13 protein-coding genes are annotated in these 12,015 nt (G+C 75.5%); 9 read left to right on the top strand and 4 right to left on the bottom strand.

The window, feature by feature from the left end; all coding sequences use genetic code 11:
- Positions 1 to 44: 44 nt before the first annotated feature.
- Genes HH311_RS05385 through HH311_RS05375 form a run of 3 tightly spaced genes read right to left on the bottom strand, consistent with a single transcriptional unit; the run spans position 45 to position 1,960 of the window.
- The gene (locus HH311_RS05385; RefSeq protein ID WP_169182451.1) at positions 45 to 485 is read right to left on the bottom strand and encodes a DUF2267 domain-containing protein; all 441 of its coding nucleotides are present in this window, start codon (positions 483 to 485) and stop codon (positions 45 to 47) included.
- 42 nt (positions 486 to 527) lie between these two features.
- A complete protein-coding gene (locus HH311_RS05380; protein WP_312029954.1) occupies positions 528 to 833 on the bottom strand; it encodes a hypothetical protein in 306 nt (101 codons plus the stop codon).
- A gap of 20 nt (positions 834 to 853) precedes the next feature.
- Positions 854 to 1,960 (bottom strand): glycosyltransferase family 9 protein, encoded by a 1,107-nt coding sequence (locus HH311_RS05375; RefSeq protein ID WP_211189509.1) that lies wholly within the window; start codon positions 1,958 to 1,960, stop codon positions 854 to 856.
- A 317-nt stretch (positions 1,961 to 2,277) separates the two neighbouring features.
- Here HH311_RS05375 and HH311_RS05370 point away from each other — a divergent pair, with 317 nt between their 5' ends.
- From HH311_RS05370 to HH311_RS05360, 3 genes are read left to right on the top strand one after another with little or no spacing between them, the layout of a single operon-like run.
- On the top strand, positions 2,278 to 3,429 hold the full coding sequence (locus tag HH311_RS05370) for a glycosyltransferase (protein ID WP_169182450.1): 1,152 nt from the start codon (positions 2,278 to 2,280) through the stop codon (positions 3,427 to 3,429).
- Positions 3,426 to 4,406, top strand: coding sequence for a glycosyltransferase family 9 protein (locus HH311_RS05365; protein ID WP_211189508.1), 981 nt, complete (start codon positions 3,426 to 3,428; stop codon positions 4,404 to 4,406). Before HH311_RS05370 ends, HH311_RS05365 begins: the two co-directional genes overlap by 4 nt.
- A 9-nt stretch (positions 4,407 to 4,415) precedes the next feature.
- Positions 4,416 to 5,405, top strand: a complete 990-nt coding sequence (locus HH311_RS05360; protein WP_169182449.1) for an aldo/keto reductase — start codon at positions 4,416 to 4,418, stop codon at positions 5,403 to 5,405.
- A 54-nt stretch (positions 5,406 to 5,459) separates the two neighbouring features.
- Here the strand turns inward: HH311_RS05360 and HH311_RS05355 are convergent, their stop codons facing one another.
- Complete coding sequence (locus HH311_RS05355; RefSeq protein WP_169182448.1) at positions 5,460 to 6,974, bottom strand: response regulator transcription factor family protein; 1,515 nt, start codon at positions 6,972 to 6,974, stop codon at positions 5,460 to 5,462.
- A 97-nt stretch (positions 6,975 to 7,071) separates the two neighbouring features.
- Between HH311_RS05355 and HH311_RS05350 the strand changes: the two genes are divergently transcribed.
- The 6 genes from HH311_RS05350 (at position 7,072) to HH311_RS05325 (ending at position 11,976) form a co-directional block, all read left to right on the top strand.
- Positions 7,072 to 7,722, top strand: coding sequence for a GntR family transcriptional regulator (locus HH311_RS05350; RefSeq protein ID WP_169182447.1), 651 nt, complete (start codon positions 7,072 to 7,074; stop codon positions 7,720 to 7,722).
- A 205-nt stretch (positions 7,723 to 7,927) separates the two neighbouring features.
- A complete protein-coding gene (locus HH311_RS05345) occupies positions 7,928 to 8,344 on the top strand; it encodes a heme-binding protein (RefSeq protein WP_169182446.1) in 417 nt (138 codons plus the stop codon).
- A gap of 32 nt (positions 8,345 to 8,376) precedes the next feature.
- On the top strand, positions 8,377 to 9,258 hold the full coding sequence (locus tag HH311_RS05340; protein WP_169182445.1) for an MIP/aquaporin family protein: 882 nt from the start codon (positions 8,377 to 8,379) through the stop codon (positions 9,256 to 9,258).
- Positions 9,255 to 9,689 (top strand): diol dehydratase small subunit, encoded by a 435-nt coding sequence (locus HH311_RS05335; RefSeq protein ID WP_169182444.1) that lies wholly within the window; start codon positions 9,255 to 9,257, stop codon positions 9,687 to 9,689. Before HH311_RS05340 ends, HH311_RS05335 begins: the two co-directional genes overlap by 4 nt.
- Positions 9,686 to 11,398 (top strand): propanediol/glycerol family dehydratase large subunit, encoded by a 1,713-nt coding sequence (locus tag HH311_RS05330; RefSeq protein ID WP_169182443.1) that lies wholly within the window; start codon positions 9,686 to 9,688, stop codon positions 11,396 to 11,398. Before HH311_RS05335 ends, HH311_RS05330 begins: the two co-directional genes overlap by 4 nt.
- Positions 11,395 to 11,976 (top strand): propanediol/glycerol family dehydratase medium subunit, encoded by a 582-nt coding sequence (locus HH311_RS05325; protein ID WP_169182442.1) that lies wholly within the window; start codon positions 11,395 to 11,397, stop codon positions 11,974 to 11,976. Before HH311_RS05330 ends, HH311_RS05325 begins: the two co-directional genes overlap by 4 nt.
- The last annotated feature ends 39 nt before the right edge of the window (positions 11,977 to 12,015 follow it).

The following is a 12,015-nucleotide window of genomic DNA, read 5'->3' as shown; positions in this document are numbered from 1 at the left end:
CACCGTCGGCCATCGGGGGTGGCCGACGGTGCCCGGCGGTCGGGTCAGCGCATCAGCTCGGCGAGCCCGCCGGGCAGCTGCTCGAGGGTGCGGTCGACCTGGTCCTCGGGCAGCCACTCGCGCAGCAGCCGGAGCACCTGCTCGACCTGGCGCTCCACCTCGTCGGCGTCGACCGAGTGCACCGCGCCGCTGACGGCGTCGACGAACGCCGCCTTGTCGACCGCGCGGGCCTGGTCGTCGGACTGGTGCTGGGCGCGCAGTTCGGCGGACAGCTCGGGCGGCAGGGTCACGGTGAGGTCCTGCGCGATGCCGGAGCTGACCGCCTTGCCGAACTCGTTCAGCGTCGCCCGCGTGAGGAGCTCGGCCTCGCTCTCGGTCTCCAGGCCGAGCCGGCGCTGCACCTGGCCGGTGAAGGCGGACAGCGTCGCGCTGGAGCGGGCCGGGTCCGGGTCGTTGTGGTCGCGCTCGGTGTTCGGGGTGGTCACGGTGCTCTCCTGCTGTTCGGGGATGTCCACGGGCCCCGGGGCTCAGTAGCCCTCGGTCCCGGCCTGCTCCAGCCCGTCCGACCAGCGCGCGCGGCGCTCGTCGTCGGACTGCTCCCACCACCGCGGGCCGCGTTCGCCCAGCGCGGTCTTCGCCGCGTGGACGCGGCGGCGCGCCGACCGCTCGGCGTCCTGGTCGCCGGCCCGGGTGGCCGTCCCGACGTCCCGCCGGGCGGCCATCAGCCAGCGCCGCAACCGGGACGCGTCGCTCTCCGGGATCGCCGGATCGGTCGCGCGCCACCGTCGGCCGTCGACGACGATCCAGTGACCGTCGGCGGTGGTCTCAGGCACGGGCGGGGGTGCCCAGCTGATCAGTCCGGTATGTGTGTGAGGGCGTCGACGGCCGCCACGACCTCCGCGGGCGCGACGTCGAGGCACTCCTGCCCGAACGGGCACACCAGCTGGCGGCAGGGGGCGCAGGACACCGGCCGCGTCAGGACCCGCGCCGGCGCGGTGCGCGGCGCGTACTGCCCGACCTCCTCGGTCCCGGCGAACAGCTCGACGATCGGGGTGCCCAGCGCGTCGGCGAGGTGAGCCCCGCCGGAGTTGTTCACGACGACGGCGTCCGCGCCGGCGACGAGCGCCGCCAGCCCCCCGAGGTCGAGGGTGCCGACGAGGCGGTGCGCTCCGGGCACGCCCGCCGCGGCCCGGTCGACGAGCTCGGCCTCCTTCGCCGTGCCGGTTACCACCACCGTCCAGCCCCGCTCGGCGAGCGCCCGCCCGACCTCGGCGAACCGCTCGGGCGGCCAGCGCCGGGACGGGCAGCTGGCGCCCGGGGCGACGACGACGTAGCGCCCGGCGGGCGCCGGCACGTCGGCGTCGGCGGGCACCCGGACGGCGAGCCCCGTCCCGCGCGCCGGGACCCCGACCGCGCCGAGGACCTCGAGGGCCCGGTCGACCTGGTGCCCGTGGTCGGGCGGCGCGGGCACCCAGTGCGTGAGCGCGTCGCCGCCGAACTCCTTGCTGGTCCCGACGCGGACGCCGATCCCGGCGCGCCGGCAGATCGCGGCCGCGGGCCATGGTGACTGGGAGAACGAGGTGAGGACGACGGCCGCGTCGTAGCCGCGGGCGGCGAGCTCGGTGACCAGGGCACCGTCGGGGTCGCCGTCGGCCCCGGGCTCCGGGGCGCCGGGGAGCCGCTGCCAGGACACCGAGGCGGTGACGACCCCGTCGATCTCGTCGATCAGCGGGGCGACGGCCGCGCCGGCGGGCGAGGCGAGCAGGTCGATGCGCGCGGCGGGCGCCGCGGCCCGCAGGGCGCGCAGCGCGGGCACCGTCATGATCACGTCGCCGACGTTGTCCGGGCGCACGACGAGGATGCGGGCCATCGCCGCCCAGTCCGGGTCCCCGACGCCGGGCCGGTGGGCCGCGGGGTGGACGGGGAGGCCGGGCAGGTCGGTGGCGGCGGGGGCGGTCACGGCGAGCAGGTACCCGCCGGCCGCGGGATCGCACCGGACCGGGCCGGGGACCCGCACGCCGAAGGCCCGGCCACCGGTGACCTGGGAGCACCGGTGACCGGGCCCTCGGACCCGGACCGCCGCCCCGCGGGGCGACGAGCTCGATCGGCTGCTGGCTCGTGGATCACCGGGCGGTGCAGCCGGGCGACATGGGGACAAACTGCCCGGTCCCCTCCACCGTCACGGATCATGTCGCCCGTTCAGCGGAACGAGTGACCCGCGCACCGTCCCGCCGGAGCAGGTGTGGCGAGGGGCCCGGGCGGGGTAGCGCCGCTGTCGTGCCCGTACCCGCCGCCCGTGTCGCGATGCTGCACGGCCGCGCCGACCCCGCCCAGGACGGCGTGGCCGACTACACCCGCCGGCTGGTCGAGGCGCTGCGCGACGCGGGCACCGAGGTCCTCGACGTGCCCGTCGACCCCGGGCCGCGTGGGGCGTGGCGCGCCGTCCGGGAGGTGCGGGGCGCGGACGTCGACGTCGTCCACCTGCAGTTCGCGCCCTCGGCGTTCGGCTTCTCCGGCTGGCCGGGCCTGCTCGTCGCCGACGGGGTCGGGTCGCTTCCGCTCGTGACCACCGTGCACGAGTACGGCTGGTGGTCCTGGGCGCCGCGGTTGCCGGGCACGATCTGGGCGCCGCTCGAGCGTCGCCGGCTGCTCGACCGCGAGACCGGGCGCCTCGTGCCGCGCAGCGCCGCCGTGGTCACCACCAACGCGGAGCACGAGGCCGCGCTGCGCGACCGCTTCCCCGCGGCGCGGCGGCACCGCCTGCCGATCCCGCCCAACGTCACCGTCGTGCCCGGGACCGACCGGGCGGCCACCCGCGCCCGGTGGTCGCTGCCCGACGACGCCGAGGTGGTCGCCTTCTTCGGGTTCGTGCACCCGGTCAAGGGCGTGCGCTACCTCGTCGACGCGCTCGCCGAGCTCGCCGCCGACCACCCGCGGCTGCGGCTGCTGGTCCTCGGCGGGTTCACCTCGCTGGCGCTGCCCGCCGACGAGGCGGCCGCGTTCCGCGACGAGCTCACCGCGCACGTCGAGGCCGCGGGGATGACCGACCGCGTCGTCATCACCGGCCACGTCCCGGCCGAGGAGGTGTCCGCCGCGCTGTCGGCGGCCGACCTCGCCGCGCTCCCGTTCACCGCCGGGGCCACCACCAAGTCCGGCGCCCTGCTCGCCACGCTCGACCACGGCCTGCCCACGATCGTGACCCGCCGCCCCGACCAGGAGCCCGACGGCGAGCTCGTGGACGGGAAGACGGTCGTGGTGGCGCCCGCGGTCCGCGACGCGGGGGTCCTCGTCACCGCGCTGCGCCGGCTCCTCGACGACCGGGAGCTCGCCGCCGCCGTGGCCGCGGGCGGCCGCGAGCTGCTCGCCGGACGCGACTGGGACACGCTCGCCGCCCGCCACCGCGACGTCTACGCGGAGGTCGGCCGGTGAGGACGCTCGTCGTCGACCTGCTCGGGGGCCTCGGGGACCTCGTCATGGTGCTGCCCTCGGTGCACGCCCTGCGCGACGCCGACCCCGGCGGCGAGCTCGTCGTGCTCACCCACGCCCCCGGCGCCGTGCTGCTGGAGCGCGACCCGGCGGTGTCCGCGGTGCGGGTCTCCGCGCCGCACGCCGAGCGGGCCGCCGTCGGGAGCGCGCTCGCCGACCTCGCGCCGGACCTCGTCGTCACCACCACCCGCTTCGACGGCATCGGCGACCTCGTCGACGACGACGCGGCCGCCCGCGGCACCCGCGCGGTGTCCAACCTGTGGCGGTCCCCGCCGCCCGACGAGCTCGTCGGCGAGCGCTACCAGCGGATCCTCGCCGCCGAGGGCGTCATCGCCGACCGGGTCCGCCCGCCGCGGGTCGTCCTCGGCGACGACGAACGCGCCGCCGGCCGGCAGGCCACCGCCGCGCTGCCCGACGGCACCGTGCTCCTCGTGCCCGCGGCGGGCATGGCGGTCAAGCGCTGGCCGGCCCCGCGGTGGGTGGCGCTGGCCCGGGCGCTGCGCGACGCGGGGCGCGGGGTCGCCGCCGTGGGGGAGGACGTCGACGGCGTCCCGACGCTGCCGCCCACCGACCTGCGCGGTCTCGCGGCCCGCGTCGCCGCGGTCGGCGAGCGCGGCGGGGTCGTCGTCGGCGGGGACACCGGCCCGGTCCGCGTCGCCGCGGCCGTGGGTGCCCCCACCGTCGCGCTCTTCGGCCCGACGCTCGCCACCCGCTACGGGCTCGAGGAGGGACGCGACCTGCAGGGCTTCCCGGGCTGCCCGCACCGCCGCCCGACCGCGATCACCGAGCAGGTGTGCTGGTGGGACGCCGGGTGCCCGCTCTCGGACGCCGGGCCCGCCTGCCTCGAGGACCTCCCGGTGGCCGAGGTGCTCACCGCGGTCCGGGCCGCGGCCGCGACGGCCGGCGCCGTGATCGGGTAGCAAGGAGACATGCGCTATCTCGAGCTGCCGACCGCGAAGCGCTGGTCGGCGATCGGACTGGGGACCTGGCAGTTCGGGTCGTCCGAGTGGGGCTACGGCGGCGACTACGCCTCCGGCCCGGACTCGGAGGCCGCGCGGATCGTGACACGGGCGCTCGAGCTGGGCATCACGGTGTTCGACACCGCCGAGGCCTACGGCTTCGGGCGCAGCGAGCGCATCCTCGGCGAGGCCCTGGACCAGGCCGACGCCGACCCGTCGACCACCGTCGTCGCGTCGAAGATCTTCCCGCTGCTCCCGGTGGGTCCGGTCGTGGAGCAGCGCGGGGTCGCGAGCGCCGCCCGGCTGCGCCGCCCGCTGGACCTCTACCAGGTCCACCAGCCCAACCCCGTCGTCGGCGACCGGCGCACGATGCCGGGGATGCGGACGCTGCAGGCCGCGGGGGTCGTCGACGAGGTCGGCGTCTCCAACTACTCGCTCGACCGCTGGCAGGAGGCCGAGACCGCCCTGGGCTCCCGGGTGATCTCCAACCAGGTCCAGTACAGCCTCGTCGCGCGCGACACCGAACGCGAGCTCCTCCCGTACGCGGCCGAGGCGGGCCGGGCGGTCATCGCGTACAGCCCGCTCGCGCAGGGCCTCCTCTCGGGCAAGTTCGACGCCGAGCACCGCCCGTCCAACCGGGTCCGCCAGCTCAACCCGCTCTTCCTCCCCGAGTCGCTGCGCCGCGCCCGGCCGCTGATCTCGACGCTGCGCGAGGTCGCCGACGCCCACGACGCGACGCCCTCGCAGGTCGCGCTGGCCTGGACGATCCACCGGCCGGAGGTCGTGGCCATCCCCGGCGCGTCGAGCGTCGCGCAGCTGGAGAGCAACTGCGCGGCCGCGGAGATCGTGCTGACGCCCGACGAGTGGCGGGCGCTGAACGACGCCTCGGACCGCTTCACCCCGGTGAGCGGGCTGTCGGCGACGGTCGGGGTGGCGCGGGAGCTGCTGCCGTTCGGCTGACGCCTCGTGCGTGCGTTCCCGTGTCAGGACACGGGAACGCACGCACACACGGCGTCAGCGGCCGCCGAGGTGGACCAGCATCGTGCGGTTGCGGGCGCCGGTCTTGCGCAGCAACGAGCCGACGTGCTTCTCGACGGTCTTCGCCGAGATCGACAGCGCGGAGGCGATCTGCCGGTCGGTGAAGCCCTGCGCGACGAGGCCCCGGACCTCCTGCTCCCGGGCGGTCACGCCACGGTGGCGCTCGGGCGCGGCGGCGAGCACCCCGAGCTGGTCCGGCGCGAACGACGTCTCCCCGCGCCCGGCCGCGGTGACCACGGCGGCGAGCCGGCCGCCGTCGTCAGGACCCACGCACCCCTTGACCCCGGCGGCCACGGCGGTGCGCAGGCGGTGGTCGGGGCACGACGACGCGAGCAGCACGACGGCGGGCGGTGCGGGCAGGTCCGCGACCCGGCCGAGGGCGACGGCGAGGTCGCCGTCGGGGGAGAGCACGTCGGGCTCCACGACGAGCACGTCCGGGTCGAGGAGCCGGCAGGTCGCGGCGAGGTCCTCCGACCCGTCGACCTCCGAGACCATCCCGAGGTCCGGGGCGCCGAGCTGCAGGAGGCGGACGACGCCGGCCCGCACGACGGGGCGCGCGGCGGCCACCAGCACCGACGGCCGGGTCCGGCCGGGGGACGCCGGCTCCGCTCCGCACGGGACGGTCAGCCGCAGCACGGTGCCGTCGCCGGGCGCGCTCTCGATCTCCAGCTCGCCGTCGAGACGCCGGGCGCGGGCGGTCATCGCGGCCAGCCCCCGGCGGGTCCCGGACGCGGCCTCGTGGAGCCCGCCGTGCGCGGCGACGTCGAAGCCGCGGCCGTCGTCCTCGACCAGCACCGTCAGCGTCCCCGGCCCGGGGACGACGCCCACCTGGACCCGACGGGCCCGGGCGTGCGCGACCACGTTGGCGAGCGCCTCCTGCACGACCCGGAACACCTCGTCGGCCACCCGGCCGTCGAGCGCGGGCTGGCCGACGGCGACGAGGTCGGCCCGGACGCCGGTGCCCTCGGTCCAGGCCAGCTCCTGGCGCAGGCCCTCCATCAGCCCACGCCCGGCGAGCGCGCCGTGGTCGGCGAGCGCGAGCGCGGCGTAGTCGGCGACCAGTTCGGCCAGTCCCCGGTCGGCGGCGGTGTACGTCCGGCGCGGGGCCGCGGCGGCGACCACGCACACCCCGACCAGGCGCGGCCCGCGGCGCACCGGGACCGCAAGGACCGAGCGACCGCCGGGCCCGGCCGGGACCACCGCGGACTGCCGGGTCGCGACCACCTCGGCGACGACGTCGGCGGGCGGCAGCCCCGGCCCGTCGCCGGCCTCGACCGCCCAGCTGCCCGCGGCCTCGTCGACCCGGACCACCCAGCCGGCGTCGGCGCCGGTGAGGGCGCGGAGCCGGGCGACGACCCGTCCGAGCAGCGGATCCGAGCCGAGCAGCGCGCCGGTGTGGTGGTCCGCGGAGTGCCGGGTGGCGGAGCGCGGATGCTCGTCGGGCTCCGGGTCGGTGTCCGGCTCGGGGCGTGACGGCATCGTCGAGCTCACGAACGGCCTCCTCGCCCCCGACGGCGCATGCATACAAGATGCATCAATGCGGTGAGAGTAGGGTCACCCCGACGGGCTCGGCAAGAGTGAGGACACGGTGGGCGGAGGACTGTCGGCGAAGGAACGGGCGTACCGGCACACCAAGGCCGGCATCCTCGACGGCAGCCTCCCGGGCGGCGACCTCATCAGTGAGGGCCAGGTCGCCGAGGCGCTGGCGATGAGCCGTACGCCGGTGCGCGAGGCGTTCCTGCGCCTGGAGGCCGAGGGGCTGCTCCGGCTCTTCCCGAAGCGCGGCGCCCTCGTCGTCGCCGTCTCGCCGGTCGAGGTGGAGGCGGTGCTCGAGGCGCGCGAGCTGGTGGAGGGGCACGCGGTCGCCAAGCTGTGTGCCGCCGGCGCCGCCGACCGCGAGGCGGTGGTGGGCCGCCTGCGCGAGGAGCTCGCGGTGCAGCGCGCCGCCTTCGCGGCGGGCGACGAGACCGGCTTCGCCGAGGGCGACCGCCGGTTCCACACCGTCCTCGTCGAGAGCGCCCGCAACCCCATCCTCGTCGAGCTCTACGGCTCGCTGCGCGACCGCCAGCTGCGGATGAACCTCGGCTCCCTGCTCGGCCACGGACCGGCCCGCGCCGAGGCGATCCTCGCCCAGCACGAGGCGATCCTCGATGCGCTCGGCCCCGACGCCGCGACCGAGGCCCAGGCCCGGCTCGTCGAGCACCTCACCGCGACCCGCACGGCGGTCCTGGGGCGCTAGCCGGCCACGGTCGGCGGCCGGCTCCGTCCGGGTGCCGGACCCCGCCGCCGGCCGGGCTACGGGAGATCCCCCACGGGACAGAGGAGGAACACTCCCCGTGGTCGGAGGGCGTCGTGCGCTCCTAGCGTCGTGATCCGTCGGGCCCTCGTCCGACGGGCCACCCGAGGTCTCCGGCGTGGCGTCCCCGCACCCGTGGAGGTACCCCATGCCGGGCCTGACCCTGGCCGACGCCCGTGCCGCGCTCGACGCCGGGCTCGCGAAGGCCGACGCGATCGGCCAGCCGATGAACGTCGCGGTCGTCGACGACGGCGGCCACCTGCTCGCGTTCGCCCGCCAGGAGGGCGCCATCCGCGCGAGCATCGACATCGCCCAGCGCAAGGCGAGGACCTCGATCCTCATGGAGGCGCCCACGGCGGCGCTCATGCCGCTGGTGCAGCCGGGCGCCGAGCTCTACGGCCTGGAGCAGACCGCGGGCGGGCTCGTCGTCTTCGGCGGCGGCATCCCCGTGTACCGCGACGGCGTGCTCGTGGGCGCGGTCGGCGTGAGCGCGGGCTCCGCCGAGCAGGACGTCGAGGTGGCCACGGCCGCCGTCGCCGCGATCAGCACCCCCGTCCCCGCCTGAGCGCCACCGGCACCGTCGCCCGAGGAGCCCCCGTGTCCCGCACCTCCCCCCTCACCAGGGAACTGATCGGCGAGTTCGCCGGCACGTTCATCCTGATCATCTTCGGTACCGCCGCGGTCGCGCAGATGGTGGTCTCCGGCGGCGACGCCGGCGACTGGGCCACCCTGACCTGGGGCTGGGTCGCCGGCCTGATCATGGGCATCTACGTGGCCGGCCGGCTCGGCGCCGGCCACCTCAACCCCGTCGTCACCCTCGCCATGGCGGTCTACCGCAAGCTGCCGTGGCGCAACGTCCTGCCCTACACCGCCGCCCAGACCCTCGGCGCCTTCGTCGCCGCCCTGGTGACGCGGGGGGTCTACAACGCGGGCATCGTCGCCGTCGACCCCGGGCTCACGTCGAAGTCCCAGACGATCTTCTCGACGCTGCCCAACCACGGCGTCACGACGGCGTTCTTCGACCAGGTCGTCGGCACCGCGCTGCTGGTCTTCGTGCTGTTCGCGCTGCTCGCGACGCTGCAGGGCGCCGCCTCGATGCTCCTGCCGTTCATGGTCGGCCTGCTGCTGCTCGGCATCGGCTTCGCGTGGGGCACCAACGCCGGCTACGCGATCAACCCCGCCCGTGACTTCGGGCCCCGGCTCGCGGAGTGGATCACCGGCTACCACTCGGCGTGGGTGACCCCGGACGGCACGCCCTACTGGTGGCTGCCGATCGTCGCCCCCGCGATCGGTGCCCTGATCGGCGGCGGCCTCTACGTCCTCGTCATCGAGCGCTTCGAGGTCCCGGCCGCGCAGGACGAGCCCGTGCCGGCCCCGACGCCGGAGTCCGCCGAGGCGGGGGCCAACGCCGACCCGCGCCATCCCGTGAACGCCGCCGACGTGGTGGTGCCCGACCAGTCGAAGGAGGCCTCCCGATGACCAGCGACGTCTCGGAGCTGACCCCCGCGGACTACCCGCTCTCGATCAACCGCCCCGACCTGCTCCGCACCCCGACCGGCAAGGCCCTCGGCGACATCACCATGGCCGGCGTCGTGTCCGGCGAGGTGACGAACGAGGACCTGCGCGTCACCCCCGACACCCTCGTCATGCAGGGGCAGATCGCCGAGTCGGTGGGTCGCCGCCAGCTCGGCGAGAACTGCCGCCGCGCGGCCGAGATGACCGCGATCCCCGACGAGGAGGTGCTCGCGATGTACAACGCGCTGCGCCCCAACGCCTCGACCGCGGCGCAGCTCGAGGAGATCGCCTCCCGGCTGGAGGGCACCTACTCGGCCTCGACGTGCGCCGCGCTCGTCCGCGAGGCCGCACAGGTCTACGCCGCCCGCACGCTGCTCGCCGAGGAGGACTCATGACCGCAGTGGCCCCCCGCTCGGAGTCGGCGGTGCACACCTCCAAGCGCACCGCGATCCTCGAGGACCGCCCCGTCAACCTGGACGGCTTCGTCGAGGAGTGGCCCGAGAAGGGCCTCGTCGCGATGGAGTCGGACTACGACCCGCAGCCGAGCGTCCGCGTCGAGGACGGCCGGATCGTCGAGCTCGACGGCCGCACGCGCGACGCGTTCGACTTCATGGACACCTACATCGCCGACCACGCGATCGACGTCGAGACCTGCGAGGCCGCCGTCGCGACGCCGTCGGTGGAGATCGCGCGGATGCTGGTCGACCCGCGGACCTCCCGCGACGAGATCGTCGCCCTCGGCCGTGGCCTGACCCCCGCCAAGATCCTCGACGTCGTCAAGCTGATGAACGTCGTCGAGATCATGATGGGGATCCAGAAGACCCGCTCCCGGCGGACGCCCGCCAACCAGGCTCACTCCACCAGCGCGAAGGACAACCCGATCCAGGTCGCGGCGGACGCCGCCGAGGCCGCGGTGCGCGGGTTCGCCGAGCTGGAGACCACCCTCGGCGTGCTGCGCTACGCCCCGCTGGTGGCGATCGGGCTGCAGGTCGGCGGGCAGACCGGCCGTGGCGGGGTGCTCACCCAGTGCGCGCTCGAGGAGGCCACCGAGCTCGACCTCGGCATGCGCGGCATCACCGCCTACGCCGAGACGATCTCGATCTACGGCACCGAGTCGGTGTTCGTCGACGGCGACGACACGCCCTGGTCGAAGGCGTTCCTCGCGTCGGCGTACGCCTCCCGCGGCATCAAGATGCGGTTCACCTCGGGCACCGGCTCCGAGGTGCAGATGGGCAACGCCGAGGGCCGCTCCATGCTGTACCTGGAGATCCGGTGCATCCTCATGGCCAAGGGCGCCGGGGTGCAGGGCCTGCAGAACGGCTCGATCTCCTGCATCGGCGTGCCCGGCGCGGTGCCCGGCGGGATCCGGGCGGTCGCGGCGGAGAACCTCGTCGCGAGCTGGATGGACCTGGAGTGCGCGTCCGGGAACGACCAGTCGTTCTCGCACTCGCCGATGCGACGCACCAGCCGGCTCCTGCCCCAGATGCTGCCCGGCACGGACTTCGTCTGCTCCGGGTACTCCGGGGTGCCCAACAAGGACAACATGTTCGCCGGGTCGAACCTCGACACCGAGGACTACGACGACTGGAACGTCATCCAGCGCGACATGCAGGTCGACGGCGGCCTGCGCCACGTCCGCGAGGACGTGATCCTGCAGGTCCGCAACAAGGCCGCGCGGGCCATGCAGGCGGTGTTCGCCGAGCTCGACCTCCCGGCGATCACCGACGAGGAGGTGGAGGCGGCGACCTACGCCGACTCCAGCGACGACTACCCCGACCGCGACGTGCTCGCCGACCTCGAGGGTGCCAAGAGCGTCATGGACCGCGGGATCACCGGCCTGGACCTGGTGAAGGTCCTCGAGCGGACCGGCTTCGGCGACGTCGCCGAGAACTACCTCCAGGTGCTGCGCCAGCGCGTGTCGGGCGACCTGCTCCAGACCGCCGCGATCTTCACCGGCGACTTCGTCCCGCTGGCGGCCATCAACGACGCCAACGACTACGCCGGTCCCGGCACCGGCTACCGCCTGTCCGGCGAACGGTGGGAGGAGCTCAAGAAGCTCCGCCACGTCACCTCCGCCGAGAACCCCGAGGAGGAGGTCGTATGACCGCGGCAGTGGAGTCGGTCCGCACGCTGACCCTGCGCGAGGTGGGGCCCGCCGAGCGCGGCACCCGGCCCGACGAGGTCGTCATCGCGCTCTCGCCGGCCTTCGGGGAGCCGTTCACGAAGACGATCGTCGACGTGCCGCACGCCGAGGTGATCCGTCAGCTGCTGGCGGGCATCGAGGAGCGCGGGGGGTCGGCGCGGATCATCAAGGTCTACCGGACCGCGGACCTCGCGGCGATCGCGCACTTCGGGGCGAAGCTCTCGGGGTCGGGCATCGCGGTGGGCGTGCTGTCGCGGGGCACCACGGTGCTCCACCAGCGCGACCTGGCGCGGCTGTCCAACCTCGAGCTCTTCCCGCAGGCCCCGCTGCTCGACGCCGAGGTCTTCCGCATGATCGGCGCGAACGCGGCGCAGTACGCGCAGGGGCAGTCCCCCCGGCCGGTGCCGACGCGCAACGACCAGATGGCCCGCCCGCGCTGGCAGGCCAAGGCGGCGCTGCTGCACCTCAAGGAGTTCGAGTGCATCGACCACGCCCGCGCCGCGGTCGAGGTCGAGCCGGTCATCACGCGGGTCGATTAGGTGCGCTCCGCGCTCGTGAGCACCAAGTGTCGCTATACC

The organism is Actinomycetospora sp. TBRC 11914 (genome assembly GCF_012933465.1).
Taxonomy (GTDB): domain Bacteria; phylum Actinomycetota; class Actinomycetes; order Mycobacteriales; family Pseudonocardiaceae; genus Actinomycetospora.
This window is presented reverse-complemented; position numbering and strand designations above follow the sequence as displayed.

What these genes read in the sequence shown, in the direction of transcription:
- HH311_RS05345 (WP_169182446.1), top strand. Translation starts at nt 7,928, where the DNA reads ATGCCGGGCCTGACCCTGGCCGACGCCCGTGCCGCGCTCGACGCCGGG.
- HH311_RS05360 (WP_169182449.1), top strand. Translation starts at nt 4,416, where the DNA reads ATGCGCTATCTCGAGCTGCCGACCGCGAAGCGCTGGTCGGCGATCGGA.
- HH311_RS05335 (WP_169182444.1), top strand. Translation starts at nt 9,255, where the DNA reads ATGACCAGCGACGTCTCGGAGCTGACCCCCGCGGACTACCCGCTCTCG.
- HH311_RS05330 (WP_169182443.1), top strand. Translation starts at nt 9,686, where the DNA reads ATGACCGCAGTGGCCCCCCGCTCGGAGTCGGCGGTGCACACCTCCAAG.
- HH311_RS05325 (WP_169182442.1), top strand. Translation starts at nt 11,395, where the DNA reads ATGACCGCGGCAGTGGAGTCGGTCCGCACGCTGACCCTGCGCGAGGTG.